The 17226-nt window shown below is 39.9% G+C and carries 20 protein-coding genes; 12 read left to right on the forward strand and 8 right to left on the reverse strand.

Translation table 11 applies throughout. The annotated features are described in order from the left end of the window. Positions 1–26 precede the first annotated feature (26 nt). Both coaD and H6541_00295 read right to left on the reverse strand, forming a co-directional pair. Complete coding sequence (gene coaD / locus H6541_00290; protein MCB9014211.1) at positions 27–503, reverse strand: pantetheine-phosphate adenylyltransferase; 477 nt, start codon at positions 501–503, stop codon at positions 27–29. 53 nt (positions 504–556) lie between these two features. After that, positions 557–1180: an NUDIX domain-containing protein gene (locus H6541_00295; GenBank protein ID MCB9014212.1), complete on the reverse strand. Its 624-nt coding sequence runs from the start codon at positions 1178–1180 to the stop codon at positions 557–559. A gap of 7 nt (positions 1181–1187) precedes the next feature. Between H6541_00295 and H6541_00300 the strand changes: the two genes are divergently transcribed. Next, positions 1188–1829, forward strand: a complete 642-nt coding sequence (locus H6541_00300; GenBank protein MCB9014213.1) for an orotate phosphoribosyltransferase — start codon at positions 1188–1190, stop codon at positions 1827–1829. Between the two features lie 9 nt (positions 1830–1838). After that, positions 1839–2246, forward strand: a complete 408-nt coding sequence (locus H6541_00305; protein MCB9014214.1) for a hypothetical protein — start codon at positions 1839–1841, stop codon at positions 2244–2246. A gap of 58 nt (positions 2247–2304) precedes the next feature. Here the strand turns inward: H6541_00305 and H6541_00310 are convergent, their stop codons facing one another. Continuing rightward, positions 2305–3066 carry a biotin--[acetyl-CoA-carboxylase] ligase gene (locus tag H6541_00310; GenBank protein MCB9014215.1) on the reverse strand — a complete coding sequence of 254 codons (762 nt, stop codon included), beginning with the start codon at positions 3064–3066 and terminating at the stop codon, positions 2305–2307. A 195-nt stretch (positions 3067–3261) separates the two neighbouring features. On the opposite strand from H6541_00310, the gene rsfS reads away from it, so the two are divergent. The 7 genes from rsfS to H6541_00345 all read left to right on the forward strand — a co-directional run bounded on the left by rsfS (position 3262) and on the right by H6541_00345 (position 8579). Then, positions 3262–3681, forward strand: a complete 420-nt coding sequence (gene rsfS, locus H6541_00315) for a ribosome silencing factor (GenBank protein MCB9014216.1) — start codon at positions 3262–3264, stop codon at positions 3679–3681. A gap of 9 nt (positions 3682–3690) precedes the next feature. Then, positions 3691–5757: an ATP-dependent zinc metalloprotease FtsH gene (hflB, locus tag H6541_00320; protein ID MCB9014217.1), complete on the forward strand. Its 2067-nt coding sequence runs from the start codon at positions 3691–3693 to the stop codon at positions 5755–5757. Then, positions 5738–6424 carry an LUD domain-containing protein gene (locus tag H6541_00325; GenBank protein ID MCB9014218.1) on the forward strand — a complete coding sequence of 229 codons (687 nt, stop codon included), beginning with the start codon at positions 5738–5740 and terminating at the stop codon, positions 6422–6424. Before hflB ends, H6541_00325 begins: the two co-directional genes overlap by 20 nt. Before the next feature lie 13 nt (positions 6425–6437). Next, positions 6438–6638, forward strand: a complete 201-nt coding sequence (locus tag H6541_00330; protein MCB9014219.1) for a DUF2007 domain-containing protein — start codon at positions 6438–6440, stop codon at positions 6636–6638. After that, positions 6635–7453, forward strand: a complete 819-nt coding sequence (locus tag H6541_00335) for a phosphatidate cytidylyltransferase (protein MCB9014220.1) — start codon at positions 6635–6637, stop codon at positions 7451–7453. Before H6541_00330 ends, H6541_00335 begins: the two co-directional genes overlap by 4 nt. An 82-nt stretch (positions 7454–7535) precedes the next feature. Next, positions 7536–8192 carry a phosphatidylserine decarboxylase family protein gene (locus tag H6541_00340; GenBank protein MCB9014221.1) on the forward strand — a complete coding sequence of 219 codons (657 nt, stop codon included), beginning with the start codon at positions 7536–7538 and terminating at the stop codon, positions 8190–8192. 96 nt (positions 8193–8288) lie between these two features. Next, positions 8289–8579 (forward strand): hypothetical protein, encoded by a 291-nt coding sequence (locus H6541_00345; GenBank protein MCB9014222.1) that lies wholly within the window; start codon positions 8289–8291, stop codon positions 8577–8579. Between the two features lie 93 nt (positions 8580–8672). On the opposite strand, the gene H6541_00350 is transcribed toward H6541_00345, so the two are convergent. Next, positions 8673–9374, reverse strand: a complete 702-nt coding sequence (locus tag H6541_00350) for a noncanonical pyrimidine nucleotidase, YjjG family (GenBank protein MCB9014223.1) — start codon at positions 9372–9374, stop codon at positions 8673–8675. Positions 9375–9567: 193 nt separating this feature from the next. Here H6541_00350 and H6541_00355 point away from each other — a divergent pair, with 193 nt between their 5' ends. The 3 genes from H6541_00355 (at position 9568) to H6541_00365 (ending at position 11261) form a co-directional block, all read left to right on the forward strand. After that, positions 9568–10446, forward strand: a complete 879-nt coding sequence (locus H6541_00355; protein MCB9014224.1) for an SPFH domain-containing protein — start codon at positions 9568–9570, stop codon at positions 10444–10446. Between the two features lie 24 nt (positions 10447–10470). After that, positions 10471–10968, forward strand: coding sequence for a hypothetical protein (locus H6541_00360; GenBank protein ID MCB9014225.1), 498 nt, complete (start codon positions 10471–10473; stop codon positions 10966–10968). 104 nt (positions 10969–11072) lie between these two features. Next, entirely contained in the window at positions 11073–11261 is a 189-nt protein-coding gene (locus H6541_00365; GenBank protein ID MCB9014226.1) for an Arc family DNA binding domain-containing protein, read from the forward strand. A gap of 79 nt (positions 11262–11340) precedes the next feature. On the opposite strand, the gene H6541_00370 is transcribed toward H6541_00365, so the two are convergent. From H6541_00370 to H6541_00385, 4 genes are all read right to left on the reverse strand, one after another. Then, positions 11341–12282: a TIGR01212 family radical SAM protein gene (locus tag H6541_00370; GenBank protein ID MCB9014227.1), complete on the reverse strand. Its 942-nt coding sequence runs from the start codon at positions 12280–12282 to the stop codon at positions 11341–11343. Positions 12283–12369: 87 nt separating this feature from the next. Further along, entirely contained in the window at positions 12370–14178 is a 1809-nt protein-coding gene (locus H6541_00375) for a peptide MFS transporter (GenBank protein MCB9014228.1), read from the reverse strand. Between the two features lie 112 nt (positions 14179–14290). Next, positions 14291–16399 carry a hypothetical protein gene (locus tag H6541_00380; protein ID MCB9014229.1) on the reverse strand — a complete coding sequence of 703 codons (2109 nt, stop codon included), beginning with the start codon at positions 16397–16399 and terminating at the stop codon, positions 14291–14293. A gap of 5 nt (positions 16400–16404) precedes the next feature. Further along, positions 16405–17226, reverse strand: coding sequence for a hypothetical protein (locus tag H6541_00385; GenBank protein MCB9014230.1), 822 nt, complete (start codon positions 17224–17226; stop codon positions 16405–16407).

Genomic DNA, 17226 nt, shown 5'->3' on the forward strand with positions numbered 1-17226 from the left:
GTACTTTTGCATTGGCGGGGCCATTACTATAAGGTGTCAATGGCTGGTAGTTTAACGGCTTCCGGAATGAAAATACTTACATCTCCGCCATTTTTATATACATCCCTTACGATGGATGAATTGATGGATGTAAATTCCGGAGTTGTTAAAAGAAATAATGTATCAAGCTGAGGGTTGAGTTTTTTGTTTACCTGTCCCACAGTTCTTTCAAACTCAAAGTCAGCCGAAGTGCGTAACCCTCTCAGAATAAATGAAGCATTTACCTTTCTGCAAAAATCAACAGTCAGGCCTGAATAACTTACAACACTAATACTCGGGCAATCAGCAAATACATCCTTGATCCATTTAATCCGGTCGTCTATGGCGAAATAACCTTTTTTCTCAATATTCAGGCCCACTGCCACAATTATTTCATCAAAAAGAGGGATAGCTCTGCGAATAATATTTTCATGTCCCTTGGTTATGGGGTCAAATGAACCCGGGAAAACAGCCCGTTTTATCATAGTGCTGAATTAAGATTTTTTATCAAAAATATATAAAATCGCGATTGCCAATCCTAACCTTTGAAAATTAAATCCTCATTGATAAGGTCAAGCAATGATTGGTATGTATTGGCCAGTACTTTTTCAAGTGCTGTTTCCTGAAACCAGGCAGCTTCAGTAATTTCTTCTTCCAATTGAGGAACAAGTGTCTGGTTGCCATTATATTGCATTGCATACCAGAATGTTCGCTTAAATATTCTTTTGCCTTTGTACTCATAAATATGGTACGTCGAGGGCAATTCGGCAATGATTGATTGCCCGTTTAGCCCTGTTTCTTCGCTCACTTCTCTAAGGGCAGCCTCTGCAGGCGTTTCATTCTTTTCAATTTTACCTTTGGGCAAATCCCATTTGTTGAATCTGTAAATAAACAACCTTTGTTCGTGGGTATTTCTTACAATTCCACCGGCTGCTTCAAGGTACCAGAATAAAGAAATGAAATCCTTAAGCAATTTTTTGGCACTTCCTTTGTTATATAACACAAGGCTTGAAATTGTCATTGATTTCGTAAAATCCCGAAAGGCATGTTTCATTTCCCTGCGGGAGGTTACGAATACAATATTTGCGTTGGCATCAAGGCTTAAGCCTTCATAGTCACCGCATATAATTACCGGTTTTTCATTTACAAAAACTTTGTACATTTGCCGCATGAGTAATAATGAATCAGTAGCGCTTGATACAGCGGAATTTTTATTGCAAATTAAGGCAATAAAATTGGACAATGCGAACCCATTTACCTGGAGTTCTGGCATAAAATCGCCTATTTACTGCGATAATCGTAAGATTTTATCTTATCCAAAGGTAAGAACTTATATCAGACAAGAATTTGCCAAGTTGATCAATGAAGAGTTCGGGCAAATTGATCTGATTGCAGGTGTAGCCACTGGCGCAATTGCACACGGGGTACTGGTGGCTCAGGAGCTCGGGCTTCCTTTTGTTTATGTCAGATCGGCAAAAAAGGAGCACGGTATGTCTAATCAGATTGAAGGCGTTGCCGAATCCGGTCAATCAGTTGTTGTAGTTGAAGATCTTGTTTCAACTGGCAAAAGCAGCCTTGCTGCCGTTACTGCATTGCGCGAAGCAGGATGCAATGTTAAGGGAATGGTAGCCATTTTTACTTATGGCCTTGAATCGGCAGCTGAAAATTTTAAAAAAGAGAATTGTATTCTGCGAACGCTTACCGATTATAATCATTTGATAAGCCATGCGCTGGAAATGAATTATATAAAAGAATCTGATAAGCAATCGCTTATTCAATGGCGCGAAAATCCTGATATCTGGGGCAAATAATCATTTTCTATGGCAAATTTTAAGAGTGAACCGGTGGTTATTGGTCGCAGTAACAATCATGTTTTTGAATTTCTTTCCGATTTTAATAATTTCGAGAAATTGATGCCAGCCCAGGTAACCGATTGGAAGTCTGATGGAAATAGTTGCAGTTTCAATATTCAGAATATGGCCACCCTGGGTATGCGGTTTGATACCAGAACACCCAATTCCCATATTCTCATCAAATCCGATGGCAAAGTCCCCTTTGGCTTTGATTTGCAGTGTTTTATAGAGCCTGTTGATGACAATAGCTGTAAAACCAGGCTTGAATTCAATGCTGATTTAAATCCAATGTTAATGATGATGGCTTCTAAACCACTTTCCAATTTCATTAACATTCTGGCCGTTAAGCTTAAAGAAGTCTGCGAAGCAAACTAAACTATATCCTGCGGGCAATTTGCTTCCTTTAATTTTCTGTTTTTCTTTTGATGGTAACTCAGCTTTTTGGTCGGGGAATAAAGACGATCTCTTTTAAATCACAAATGTATTCTTCTTTGTCAGGTCCTTCAAGATGAAGCATGCCAAACTCGGCCAGACCTTTTATTTCAGCTTTTATTCTGCGGCCTTTAATTTCGAAAAGAGCGGGCTCATTCAGCAGATAAAATCTGTTCATGTATGATTGTTCAATAAACTCAGTTTCACCATTTTTTAGTTTTTGATACCAAATTTTTAAATTGTTATGACATTCTGTCAGCAGGTCATTGACCGAATAATCAATCCCGGAAATTAATTTGAGAGAGGTCGGATTTGGTATAAGTTCGCTAAATTTTAATTGATTGATATTTAGGCCAATGCCTATAATGGTCTTTGAGATTGATCTGCCCAGGATTTCATTCTTAATCAAAATTCCAGCTACTTTTTTATCCTGGAGGTAAATATCGTTGGGCCATTTAATCATAGCGGGATAGGGGAGTTGAAGCTTTTCAATGGTTGAGCACACTGATAATGAAACAACCATAGTTAAAAGAAACTGATTTTCAGGTTTTAAGAATTCAGGATATAATACAAGGGAGCATGTAAGATTCTTTCCCGGTTCACTTTCCCAGATGTTATTGGCTTGCCCTTTGCCCTGGTTTTGGGTGTGTGCGTAAACGACCGAACCTTCAGGTAAGGCATTGTTATCAAGGATACTATATAAATAATCGTTTGTTGAATCAACAGATTCAAGCCTGATGATCTTGCTTGCCTTAAAAACCATATAATTTCATTTTATTTCAGGATAATAACTGCCAGTTTTGATGCGGTATAATTGTTGTAATGTGATAATTGTGTATTGAAAACAAAAAAGTGTCAGGTGATAAACGTTCTAACGCCTCTTGTCTGTTAGTAAGCTGATGCCTGCTTCAAATACAGAATTATTTGATTAACTTTGCAAAAATATAATAAAGAGCCTATGGCAAGCAAAAAAGAAAAAACAGCCTCAGAAATGCTTTCTTCAATAGTAATTCAGGGGATTTTTGAAAAGCTAGGAGAAGAAGTTGTCCTTATTGATTTAAGGAAAATGAAAAATGCGGTTGCAGATTTCTTTGTTGTGTGTCATGGCAAGTCCCGTGCTCAGGTAGAAGCCATTTCCGATTCAGTACAAATGGAGGTGAAAAAAGCCGTGGGCGCCAATGTATGGAAAAAAGAGGGTTTTGAGAATGCAGAATGGGTGTTGCTTGATTATGTGGACGTTGTGGTTCATGTTTTTCAGGAGGCAAACAGGAAGTTTTATAAACTAGAGGAATTATGGGCTGATGCAGAGATTACTTATTGTAAGCCTCCTGCACCGGTTCAGAAACGTACAAAGAAAAACTCATCAGCGGAAGTCTGATATAATTTTATGAACGAAACAAATGATAAAAAACCGGAAAACGGTTTAAATAAGCCTAAAAACGGTAAGCCAAAATTCAGTTTTTATTGGATTTATGGAGTAATTGCTGTTTTGATTATCGGCCTCCAGTTTATGAACTGGAATACACCTGCCAAAAGTATTGGTTGGGGTGAAGTAAAGGATTTAGTGAGTAATCAGGATATTGAAAGACTGGTACTTGTAAATAAGGAGTTTGCCGAAATCTACATTAAGAAGGAAAAACTCTCACTTCCTAAGTTCAAGGATGTAAAACCAAGCGAAAGTTTTGGAGGAGCCAGGCCCCAGTATATTTACACCATTGGCTCTGTAGAAACTTTTGAAAAGGACTTTGCTGAACTTCAGCAAGGTGTTGAAAAACCTGTTTACATTGAAAATCTTACCCGGCGCAATGTATGGGGCGATGCACTGTCATGGTTATTGCCTGTAATATTGCTTGTTGGGGCCTGGTTTTTCATCATGCGTATGATGAGCAGGGGCTCTGGTGGCGGAGGCCAGATTTTTAATATTGGGAAGTCTAAAGCTCAATTATTTGATAAAGATACCCATGTAAACATTAATTTCAATGATGTTGCCGGACTTGAAGAGGCAAAAGTTGAAATCATGGAGATTGTTGATTTTCTAAAAAATCCTAAGAAATATACAACGTTAGGAGGAAAAATTCCTAAAGGAGCTTTGCTGGTTGGCCCTCCGGGGACCGGTAAAACCTTATTGGCTAAGGCTGTGGCAGGTGAAGCTAAAGTCCCGTTCTTCTCACTTTCAGGCTCTGATTTTGTTGAGATGTTTGTTGGTGTTGGAGCTTCCAGGGTGCGCGATTTGTTTAAACAAGCCAAAGAAAAATCGCCCTGCATCATTTTTATTGATGAGATTGATGCCATTGGGCGAGCCAGAGGTAAAAACCAAATAACAGGAGCAAATGATGAACGTGAAAATACGCTGAATCAGTTACTTACTGAAATGGACGGTTTTGCCACCAACGCAGGTGTAATTATTCTTGCAGCCACTAACAGAGCAGATATTCTTGACAGGGCACTGTTGCGTGCCGGTAGGTTTGATCGTCAGATTAACGTAGAACTACCCGATTTGGAGGAACGCAAAGCCATTTTCAAGGTGCATATGAAACCTCTGAAAAGTCATGAATCTGTGCAATCCGATTTTTTGGCAAAACAAACCCCGGGTTTTTCCGGCGCTGACATTGCCAACGTTTGTAATGAAGCAGCACTCATAGCAGCGCGCCAAAATAAAACCGAAATCGAAAAGCAGGATTTTATTGACGCCATTGACAGGATTGTTGGCGGGCTTGAAAAACGAAATAAAATTATCTCTCCGCAAGAGAAAAAAGTTATTGCATTTCATGAAGCAGGCCATGCTACGGTTAGCTGGTTGCTTGAGTATGCGCATCCACTGGTGAAAGTTACAATTGTTCCCAGGGGAAAGGCTTTAGGTGCTGCATGGTATTTACCTGAAGAACGCCAGATTACAACATATGAACAGATGTTTGACGAGCTGACGGCAACAATGGGTGGCAGGGCTTCTGAAGAAATTATGTTCGGAAAAGTTTCAACCGGTGCTCTTAATGACCTTGAAAAAGTTACGAAACAGGCTTATGCCATGGTCGCATTTTATGGCTTGAATAAAGCTGTTGGTAATGTTAGTTACTATGATTCTACCGGTCAGCAGGAATATTCGTTCAGTAAACCATTTAGTGAGTCTACCGCTCAGGTAATTGATGAGGAGATTAAAAAAATGGTTGAGATGGCTTATGAAAGAGCTAAATTACTACTAAGCGAAAATCGTGATAAACTCACACAGCTTGCCAATATTCTGTTGAAAAAGGAAGTTATTTTCAGAGAAGACCTCGAGGAAATATTCGGTAAAAGACCTTTTGAAGAACATGCCGAATTTGGGACGGATAATGGAAACAATGGAGAGGTAAAGAATGTGATCGGGAATGAAAAAGAGGAAAAGCCAACCGACAATGCGGTGATTGCTGAGGCAGCTCCTGAGCCTGATAAATCTGATGATGAAGACCTCAAATAACCCCGGAGCACGGCCCGAACATTTCAGGGAGAGTACAACGCGGGAAAAGGTGTTGAAGAACATTCGTCACGCGTTGATTGAACCTGCTGATAATCCTTTTGCTGAAGTTGAATTTGATTCAGATGTTTTCAGGTCTATGCCTGAAGAGGCTGATGTGAACTTTGCAGTGGAATTTACAAAAGTGGGAGGGAAGTTTGTCTTTTGTGATTCGCCTGCAGATATGCTGGCAAAAGTTAAAGCTGTTTTTGCTGACAATGGTTGGAACGAAGCCTGGTGCTTCGAAGATTCTTTATCAGGATTATTGAATCATGCCGGAATTCATGTTCATCGCGATGATTCAGGAATTGAAAATATGAAAATCGCAGTAACCTCCTGTGAATTTCTTATCGCCCGACTGGGGAGTGTGATGATGTCTTCACAACAATATTCAGGACGCAGGTTGTTTTCATATCCCGAAATACATATTGTTATTGCGTTTACAACTCAAATTGTGCCTGATATAAAATACGGACTGGCTAAGCTTAGGGAAAAGTATGAAAATGGAATGCCTTCGATGGTTTCGTTAATTACCGGACCGAGCAGAACAGCCGATATTGAAAAAACCCTGGTAACAGGTGCTCATGGGCCAAAACAAATTTTTGTGTTTATGGCTGATAATGCTGACTAAAATAATTTGAATTATGGATGGCTGGATTTGTGTATTTACCTCAGGAAGCTTGCAGGAAGCTGAAATTGTGAGAGGTTTACTTGAAGATAATCAGATTACTGCAATTGTTTACAATAAGCAGGACTCCGTTTATCTTTTTGGAGATATAGAAGTTTATGTTTCAGTTGAGGACGCTTTTGCTGCTAATCAAATCATAAATACACCTGCCTCGTGAATAATTTTACCATTAGAACTATTACCGGGTCTGTTTTTGTGATTTGTGTTATAGGGTCAGTTGTGCTTAGTCAATGGGCTTTTGCCGCACTTTTTCTGCTGGTTTCTTTAGCCGGTTTCTGGGAGTTTACACGTATCATGCGGCAGGCAAAAATTTTCCCTCACAGGCTGGCTGGTTCTGTTGCAGGTATCGCCTTTTATAGCAGCATTGTATTTTTTGAATTTGGAATCATTGACACAAAAATGCTTTTGCTGAATTTGTTATGGCTCCCATTTTTGCTTATCGTTGAACTTTTCAGGAAAAGCAATACTCCTTTTCAGAATGTTGCTGCTGAATTAATCGGATTGGCCTGGATTGTTCTGCCTCTGGCTCTGCTTAATGGATTTTTTAATCATACTGATGGCCCCGGTTGGTTACATGGAGGTGTGTTACTTGGCTTTTTTCTAATTCTTTGGATTTATGATTCGGGAGCTTATGTTTTTGGTTCAATGTTTGGCCGGCATCGTATGATAGAACGTATCAGCCCCAAAAAATCATGGGAAGGATTTGCCGGCGGATCGGCTGCCGGTTTGTTAACAGCCTACCTGATTTCTGCGTCATTTATCGAATTCTCTGTTTTACAGTGGCTTGTGATTGCTGTTGTCATTATTGTTTTCGGTACACTTGGCGATTTGACGGAGTCAATGCTCAAACGCAGCCTGGATGTGAAAGATTCCGGTTCATTATTGCCCGGTCATGGTGGTATTCTTGATCGGTTTGATGCTGTTTTTCTGGCAGCACCTGTTGTGTACATTATAATCAATTTCATACGTTGATTGTTGTACTGATTGTTTTGCCAACTGAATTAACTGAACTTGTTAATTTGGGGCTTATTTGCAACGAAAAAAGGAAATTTAAATGCGGATACACAAAGAAGGTTACATAATTATTTTGATTTCATTTATTGTTTTGGGCGTTATTTCCCCGTTAAGCGGACTTATTGCCATGCCGCAATGGTTGCATTATTTATTATGGGTTGGATTTGCCTTACTCTTTTTATGGATAGTAAAATTTTTCAGATACCCTCAAAGGCTTCTTACGCCTGATGATGCTAAAGTTATTTGTCCGGCCGACGGTAAAGTTGTAGCAATTGAAAAGGTGTTTGAACCTGAATACTTCAAGGAAGAGAGGCTGCAGATTTCTGTTTTTATGTCTCCCAACAATGTGCATGTTAACTGGTATCCGGTTTCAGGTGCAGTTCGTTATATGAAATACCACCCCGGAAAATATCTGGTGGCATGGCATCCAAAGTCTTCCACTGAAAATGAACGTACAACTGTTGTTATCGGCAATGAGTCAGGGCAGGAAATTTTGGTACGACAGATTGCTGGTGCAATGGCCCGCAGGATTGTTTGTTATGCAAGAGAAGGAAGTATGGTCAGACAGGGCGACGAACTTGGATTTATTAAATTTGGCTCACGGGTCGATCTTTTTCTGCCTGTTGATGTTAAAGTTGAAGTAAACATCGGACAAAAAGTTACCGGAAAGAGCACTATTATTGCCCATCTTAAATAATTATGGTCTTTACTTTAACATATCATTAACATGATGTATGTTGCGAACATCAATAGAGGCCACTATCTTTGTATCGCTAAACTTAAACTAAGCCTTATGAAAAGAATTGGAATGATTTTATCGGTTATGGCTCTCTTATTTGCTTTTACAGTTGCTACTGTATCTGCTCAGAATGCTCCTACAACCAAAACTACAACTCAAAAAGTTGTTACTGAGAAATCAGATAAAGCTCCTGCAACTGATGCTAAATCTTGTGCCAAAACCTGCTCAGGTGACAAAGCAAAAGCTTGCGATAAACCTTGTTCAGGTGAGAAAGCAAAATCATGCTGCAGTAAAGGTGCAAAAGCTGATGCTGCTAAACCAGTACCAGCTTCAGATAAAAAGTAATTTTTGCTTAAGATAAAAAAGGCTGCACTTTAAGTGCAGCCTTTTTTATGCAATATGTTTTGGTTTATTCCGGTTGAAGTGTCATATGGCTGTCTATAAAAAATCATATAACTCACCTAAACTCTTAATGTGATAGGTTGCTTTCGTATCTTTTATATTATTTTCATAATCCACAAGAACCTGATCAATGCCTGCACCTAAGGCTCCCCAAATATCCACTTCTTCATCGTCGCCAATCATCAAACTCTCTGATGGCAGAGCTCCTGCCCGCTTCATGGCATAATCAAATATCTGAAATTCAGGTTTTTTAACGCCGGCATCCTCTGATGTGATGATTTCAATAAAATATTTTGTCAAGCCTGAGTGTTTAAGTTTTTTGTATTGTACTTCTTCAAATCCATTGGTTATAATATGAAGTTTATATCTCTTCCTCAGGTACTCGAGAACTTCTGTGGTTTGTGGGAATAAATTGGTTTTAGTCGGACTTAGTGTAATATAATCATGCGCTATATTGTGACTCAATAAATTGTCAGCAATGCCAAAATCATGCAATGTCAAAGAGAATCTTCTGATGTTGAGGACTTCTTTTACGATTTCGCCTTTTCTGTAAAAGTCCCAAAGCAATAGATTGTGCTTGTGGTAGGTGTTAAGAAAATCATCAAATGATTGTATTCCCCTTTCGGTTAATCTGTATTTCAGGAAGATATCCTGAAACGTTTCATTTGAATTTGCATCAAAATCCCAAAGAGTCCTGTCAAGGTCAAAGAAAATATGCTGATATGTTCTGTGCTTCACAAATTATAAGTTAAATGTAGTTGAATGTAAAACGCTTATTATCCAGCGGCAAATATTCATCGATTTGCTATTGCCGATATTCCAGCGTGCAAATTTAGTTTTTAATAATTGGGAAAGATCATCACTTTTCTATCTTTTTTCTTGACTTGACGTTTATATTGTCGTATTATTGCAATATCAAAATGATATCAAAATGGAAACAAAAGAACAAGAAAAATTTGTCAGACCGCGCTCTGGTTATGTAATGTTGCTCCTCGTATTTGCATTGATAGGCCTGGCTGTGTTCAGCCTTATCAATTATAACGAGACACTGTGGATAACCATATTGTCAATTGTTGTGCTGATTGCAGACATTGTTTTACTGCCTGGATTTTTGGTGGTAAACCCAAATGAGTCCAGTGTTCTGGTGCTATTTGGCGATTATATTGGTACTGTTAAGCACAATGGATTTTTTTGGGTAAATCCGTTTTATACCCGAAAAAAGATTTCATTAAGAGCCAGAAACCTGAATGGTGAGCCAATTAAAGTAAACGATAAAATCGGTAACCCGATTATGATAGGGATTGTATTGGTTTGGAAAGCACAGGATACATTTAAAGCTGCTTTTGAAGTTGATGACTACATACACTATGTTGAAATTCAGAGCGAAGCAGCCATACGCAAATTGGCTGGTCATTATCCGTATGATAATTTTGACGATGCTGAAGCTGAAATTTCACTGAGATCTGGCGGTGAAGAAGTGAATCATCAGTTGGAGACTGAGCTTTCTGAACGTTTGGAACGTGCTGGAATTGATGTCATTGAGGCCCGGATTTCTTATTTGGCTTACTCGTCGGAGATTGCCGGCGCAATGCTTAGAAGACAACAAGCCACTGCAATTATTGCTGCCCGCAAAAAGATAGTTGAAGGGGCTGTAAGTATGGTTGAAATGGCCCTCGAACAGCTTTCCGAAAAAAGCCTTATCAGTCTTGATGAGGACAAAAAAGCTTCAATGGTGAGCAATTTAATGGTGGTTTTGTGTTCTGATAAGGATGCCAGCCCCGTTATTAATGCTGGTACGCTTAACCAATAATAACCTGATGAAAATGCTGCCGTTATGATAGTAACATCAGAAAAATCGGGCGTTTTTAATTTCTTTGACGGCAATCAGATAAAAGGTCGTGTTGTTTATTCAGGTAAATTTTCATCAAAGGCTCAGATTATTGATAATGAAGGCCGGGTTTACCGAATAGTTCCACTTAATATCTGGAAAACCTCGTTTGAATTACAAGCTGAAGGGAAAGCACTTATTACGCTGAAGAAGAAATGGAATGGTACAAGACTTTCAAAAAGCTTGTCTGGCACTGAAAATGTAGAGTATTTTTTCAAACATGCCGGTCTTTTTAATAGTCGTTATGTTTTGCAAGATAAGGATGCACGTGAAATGGTGGTTATTAAAGGCAGGTTTAAGTGGAAGGGCTTAAAATATCATTATGAAATTAATTTACATGACAGTTTGAAACGTCGTGAACAATATTTTCTGTGGATTGCGTTAACTTTTTATCTTACAAGAGATATGATGAGGCAACATGCTGCTGGTGCTGCTACAATTTAAGAGTAAAATCAAGGTGGCTTAAGTGCGTGGTTGTGTTCTCGTGAGACAAATATTAATGTGAAATATTTGGTTGTGAAGACGATGGAATTGAAAATATAGTAACAATGGCTCAAAAGAAATCTTTTGCACTGCGGATTGATGCAGATTTACTAGCTTCAGTTGAGAAATGGGCTGCGGATGAATTTCGTAGTACAAATGGTCAGCTGGAATGGATTATCAGTAAAGCCCTGAAGGATGCACGGCGGCTGAAGGATACTCCTGAAGCACCCAGGGATGATTCAACTTCTGGGTAGTTTATTTACTATACTATATGCAAAAAGTCCCGGGGTTTATTGAAAATCCCCGGGGCTTTTTTATGTCCATTCATGTACTTTATCCGGCAATAAATTTTTTGCCCTGCCAGGTGTTCAACCGTTCCATCTCTTGTTCAATTTTTAAAGCAACCTGGTCGGCTCTGAGTTGTCCCCATGCTTTATTTACCAGAAAACGGGGCGGAACTTCACCTGTAAATCGCTCAATAACAATATCAGGATTGAGTCTTTCAATAAAAGCTACAATAAAGTCAATGTATTCGTCAAGACTGAAAAGTTTGAATTGAGACGGATTATCAAGAAACTGTTTGGCCATCACAGTGTCTTTAACGATTTGGAGCTGATGAAATTTGATGGTTGTGAGCGGAAGTGCTGAAACAATATGAGCCTGTTCGAGCATTTGCTGGCGCGATTCACCTGGAAGCCCAAAAATCAGGTGAGCTCCTGTTTTTAATCCATAAGATGCTGTTTTACTAATCGCTTCAGCTGTTTGTTCAAATGTGTGCCCTCTGTTTATAAGTTTCAGGGTTTCATTGTTTGTTGATTCCATCCCATATTCTACAATTACATAATGATGGCGCGCAATATCAGCTAAATAAGCGAGCTTTTCGTCATCGATACAATCAGGGCGGGTTCCTATAACAAGGCCGGTAATTTCGGGGTAAGCAAGCGCTTGTTCGTAAAGTTCTTTTAACCTGTTTATTGAACAATAAGTGTTGGAATAGGTCTGAAAATAGGCCAGGTACTTAAGCGCCCTCCTGTAACGAACCTTGTGAAACTCAATGCCTTCGGCAATCTGCTGCGAAACAGGCTTTTGCGGCTGGCAATACGATGGGTTGAATGCGTCATTATTGCAATAAGTGCAACCTCCCAACCCGGTAGTTCCGTCTCTGTTTGGGCAGGTAAAACCGGCATCAATAGAGACTTTTTGTACTCTCTGACCAAAAGTGCGTTTGAAGTATTCGTTGTAGGAATTGTATCGTTTTCCGGAGAATTTATCCATAATAGACACAAAGTTAATGCTTATTTTTTGTAAAAAAGGCTGCCTGAGTCAGACAGCCTTTTTTACACTTATTTATACTGTTGTTGATTATTTAGTTGCAGCTTCCAGTCTTTTCATAATTGAGAAGATAAAGATTGCAGACAGAACACAGCAAACAATAAAGATTGCCCAAAGCTGCCACAAATCAAGTTTTCCCCAGAAATCGCTTCCAATGAAAAGGAATTTATTACCAACAGCTGTTGCCAGCAGCCAGCCGCCCTGCATAAGACCCTGGAAACGGGCAGGAGCTACTTTAGAAACAAATGAAAGACCCATTGGGCTAAGGAATAGCTCAGCAATGGTAAGAATCAGGTAGCTGCTGATAAGCCAGTAAGGGACAACTCTGGATGAGTCGGGAACCGGGTTGAATTTTGTAACTCCGTTATCAACTACCTGTAGTTCGTGAGGTGATACCAGGCCGATGGATGCAACCAGAATAACCATAAATCCGAGTGCTGCAATAAACATTCCGATTCCAATTTTCTTAGGCGTTGATGGTTCCAGATTTTTATTTCGGAGCCAGGTGAAAACTGCCATTACAGGAAATGTGAGCGAAACAATAAACAGCGGATTAAATGATTGGAATACTTCAGGCGCAATTGGGTTGCTTGCTGCGCTTCCTGAAACAAAGTAATAAGTCAGACCGCCAAAAACAATGGCCATGGAGCCGCCAATAAGCTTATTTGTGCTCTTTTTGTTGAAAAGAAGAACCACGCCGGCAATGGTGCCAATAAAGGCAAGAATGGACTCAAGATTAAAGAAGATATTTGTGAAAGCTCCCACTTCTTTCACAGTATAATCGCGGGCAAAGAAAGTAAGAGTGAGTCCATTTTGGTGAAATGACATCCAGAAAAAGATAACAACAAAGAAAACCAGGATGAGTGAAGTAACTCTTGGGCGTTCATCCTTGGTCGAAATCATGAACATCATGGCAACAAATCCGACAAATAAACCCACAGCCATACCTAAAGCAAGATCATTCATTGCAAAATAGAAAATGACAGAAGTGGTAATCATTAAGCCTGCAGCTAAAAGGAAGCTTACCAAATTGCCTTTGGCTTTATTAGTTTCGTCCTTTTCTTTTGTTTCTACTTTATCTACTGAAGGCAATAATTTATTGAAGAAAATGTAAACCAGCATGGAAATAACCATGGCACCAGCTGCAATTCCAAAAGCATAATTGTATCCTTTGGCAAATGCGTCGATATATTGTGTAGCGAAGGCTCCCAAATCTGTTACGGCACTTCCGCTAACTTTATCGGCAAGGGCCTGAAAAGCAGTTAAATCCTCTAGGTTTCCATTATTGTAGGCGTGACACATGGCCGGAAGGCTTCCGTCATGTTCAAAACCCTGTGTGCCCAAAAACCAGTTGCGGATTCCGGTTGCAACGAAAGGGGCAAAAAATGCTCCGATGTTGATACCCATATAAAAAATCATAAAGGCAGAATCGCGTACTTTTGAGTAGCGGGGATCGTCATACATTTGACCAACAACTGCCTGAAGATTGCCTTTAAACAAGCCATTTCCCAGGGCTATTGTGAAAAGGCCCGTCAATGTAATAGCAAGCGGATTACCCGGGATAGCCATAACAACATAGCCGGCAAACATGATAATGATACCCATCAGAATTACAAATTTGTATTTTCTGGTGGCATCAGCAATAATACCTCCGATGAGGGCTAATGCATAAATACCAAAATAAAACCAGCTGTAATAGCCCCCTGCCTGCGATTCTGAAAGCCCGTATTTGGCCTGTAAAAACAGAACCAGGATGGCCATCATGGTGTAGAATCCGAAGCGCTCTCCCATGTTAGAGAAAAACGCTACCAATAGTCCTTTCGGATGCTCTTTTAACATAAAAATAAGGTGTTAGTGATTAATAATATGATGAATCAGTGTAATTTCCCGAGGCAAAAATAATGAAATTTTGATGGGATAAAAATAAATGAATTTTCAGCGGAAATGAGGTCTATAATCGCAGGCGAAGCTGTACTTTAATCTCTGATTTGCGGTTTCCCTTGATTTCATCCAGCCCGCTGCCTATTATCTGTTTGTTGGCATAATAGGTAATGGCGTATCTAATCCAGATATCCATTCTTCTGCCAAAGCTGTATTTACCCATCAGGTAAAAGCGGCTGCCCTTGTAGTAATAGGATGGGATTGAAAAAGCATTTAAAACATCGCTTTCATATGCATAAAGACGTTCGTTATATGTGTCGGTGTCAAATAAGGCAAATCTGGCGTTAAGGAGCCATGGCTTTTCGGGGTTGTAAATAACATCTTGATACATCAGGTATCCGGTTCTTTTTTCAAAGCCAGGCATTTGCCAGATAATAGACTCTATCCTGCTTTTTAGTGTAAGAAACTGACTGGCCTTATAACTTAAATGCAATCTGAAATTCTGTCTTGTTTCAGGTTCAGGATAATCGGTGTATGTTTCTGTTCCTGACGGGTTTATTTGTTTTTGCTGATAACGGTATCTGAATTGAATTTCAGTTGATCGATTCGGGGTATAAATAAGTTGTGCCAGATATTCGCTTCCACTTGTTGGTGCATCTACCCTGAACCGTAACCACGGAAAACGAAAATGATCGGCATAAGCTGAGAAAGTAAGCCTTTTATGAAGCTGGGCCAGTAATCCAATGTACAGGCCTTTTTCATTGGCATTTCTGCTTCCTTCAGCAAATGCATTGCTAAAAAAGTTTTGGTAGTCTTTTGAGTAGTTTCTGTAAATCATCGAAACGGCAATTCTAGGATCGGGGGTTGCAGTTGCTCCAAGAAGCAGAGCTTTGCCACCATTGTCGCTGCCTGACGCTTCACCGAATAATGTCAGGGATCTGAGAATTGCGGCAAAGTCTAAACCGTAGTTCGTAAGTGATTTTCCTTTGAAATCAAATTGATTGTATAAGGCATCACTTTTCTGAAGATTGTTGCCCAACTCGGTGTGCACAGCTGTAGCACCCAGCCTAAACATCTTTATCCTGGTTTGTACATTGCCTCCGTAAACTGTTTGCTGAACAGCATCTTTTCCGGCAAGTTCATTGGGAGTGCGGTGGTAGCCTGATTCCTGCAAAGAACTTATATAGTAATATTCAGAAGATAAGGAGTCGCTCCCTTCAACATTAGCATCCGATTTTTTGGATGAATAAAACAAGGTTAAATCAACATTTTTCAGTGGACTGATGGTTGTGGCAATCCCCCGCATAAATAAATTCTCATTGGCTCCGGTGCTTGGTTTTACCGGTTGAGCCAGACGGCGGTTGGTGATGGCACCCGCTGATTTTCCGAAGGCCAGGCTGCTATACATGGTTAAACCCTGCCCAAATTGCACATGATAATCACCAATAGCCAGTTGTTTCAGAAATTTTTTTCCGGAATAAAAGAAGTGAAAGCTATAGAAATCAAAACCTTTTTTAAGCGTATCGTTTTTGGGGAAGAAGGTTTCGCCGGCATCCTTTTCCATCGTAAAGCCAAACTTAACCCTGTTGTAAAAATTATAGCCGTAACGCAGGTAAAGTTTTTCAGGGCCTCCCAAATAACGTGCATTTGGATTCGCCAACAATGTCGAATCGTCAATTGGCGAATATCCTTTTTGTTGTTCGGGAGTCACTTGATAACGGGCTATTATTTGATTTTTCCCATATCTGGCAAGGTTTTTCAGGTTGATTTTTGCGCCAACAGGCTGAAGTCCAAAGCTAACAAAAGGCATCAGGTTTGTGACCAGAAGGGAGTCAAAGCCTTCTATCAGGTTTAATTCATAAATGCTTGTGAGCTCCCCAAATTTCTGAATATATGAGGTGAGGTTGTAAATCTGCAGATCGTTAAGCTGAAGTTGACGTAATTCGCGCTCTGATGCCTGATTCAGGTTGATGGGGTTGTTTAAAAATTGCGCAAAGTCATCAACAAAGTCGGAATAGTCGATTTCAGCATCTGTTTGAGACGAGAGCTGTTCAATCTTGTCTTCCATCTGTTGCGATCCGGTTGATTCGGTCTTAGCTGGTTCCTGAGCGAAACCAGCTTTGCATGAAAGCAAAACCGTCAGGGCTAAAGCGAATATTCTTAAACCTTTATACTTCATCCCGCTCAGAATTTGTAAGATAATGAAGCCTGAGGCGAGAATCCAAGTACCTGATGATAAGATGCACTTACATCAAGGATAAAATGACCAATGAAAATACCGGCACCAAATGAATTGGCAACGGGGTTGGTGGATATTCCTCCTCGCAGGTATAACTGTGGAATAATTCTGTATTCGAGTCCGGCTCTTACATCAGTGCCGGCATCCATGTTTTTTTCAGATTCTGCTGTAACTAAAAATTTATCGGTTATTTGATAAGCAGCTCCCAGTCTGAAGATAACAGGGGCTCTTTCGTCGTTGAATTCAGATAATTTTGCACTTATTGGATTATATACATGAGCTCCAACAGAAAGTTTGGGCGTAATTGTTGCAAGCATTCCTGCTTCAAATGTCAGAAAATTACGGTTTCCATAACTTTCAGCAAGCCTGGCCATATTGTAGTCAAGCTGAACTCCAAATGCAATGTGTTTGCCAAAGCCTTTGGCAAATGCAAGCCCGATTTTACTTTCGTTGTAAGCCGAGTAGCCGAAGTGGTTAAAGCTAAGGCCAAGATTGCCCGCTTTGGTGGGAAGTGCAAAAACGCCGGCTTTATAACCCAGTTCTTTAAGCATGTACCTGTTTTCGTAATAAAACCCGGCTCCGGCTTCATTTATGCGGGCAAGGCCAGCCTGGTTGTTAAACGCTGACCAGATGTCACTTAATGCGACAGATGCATTGCCCATGGCTGCAGATCTGGCTCCTGAAGGACGGTTTTCACCTCCGGCAAATGCAACAGAAAAAATTGTACCAGCTAAGAGAAGGAGTATAAATGGCTTCATATTTTTCAT

Source organism: Lentimicrobiaceae bacterium (assembly GCA_020636745.1).
GTDB lineage: Bacteria > Bacteroidota > Bacteroidia > Bacteroidales > Lentimicrobiaceae > Lentimicrobium.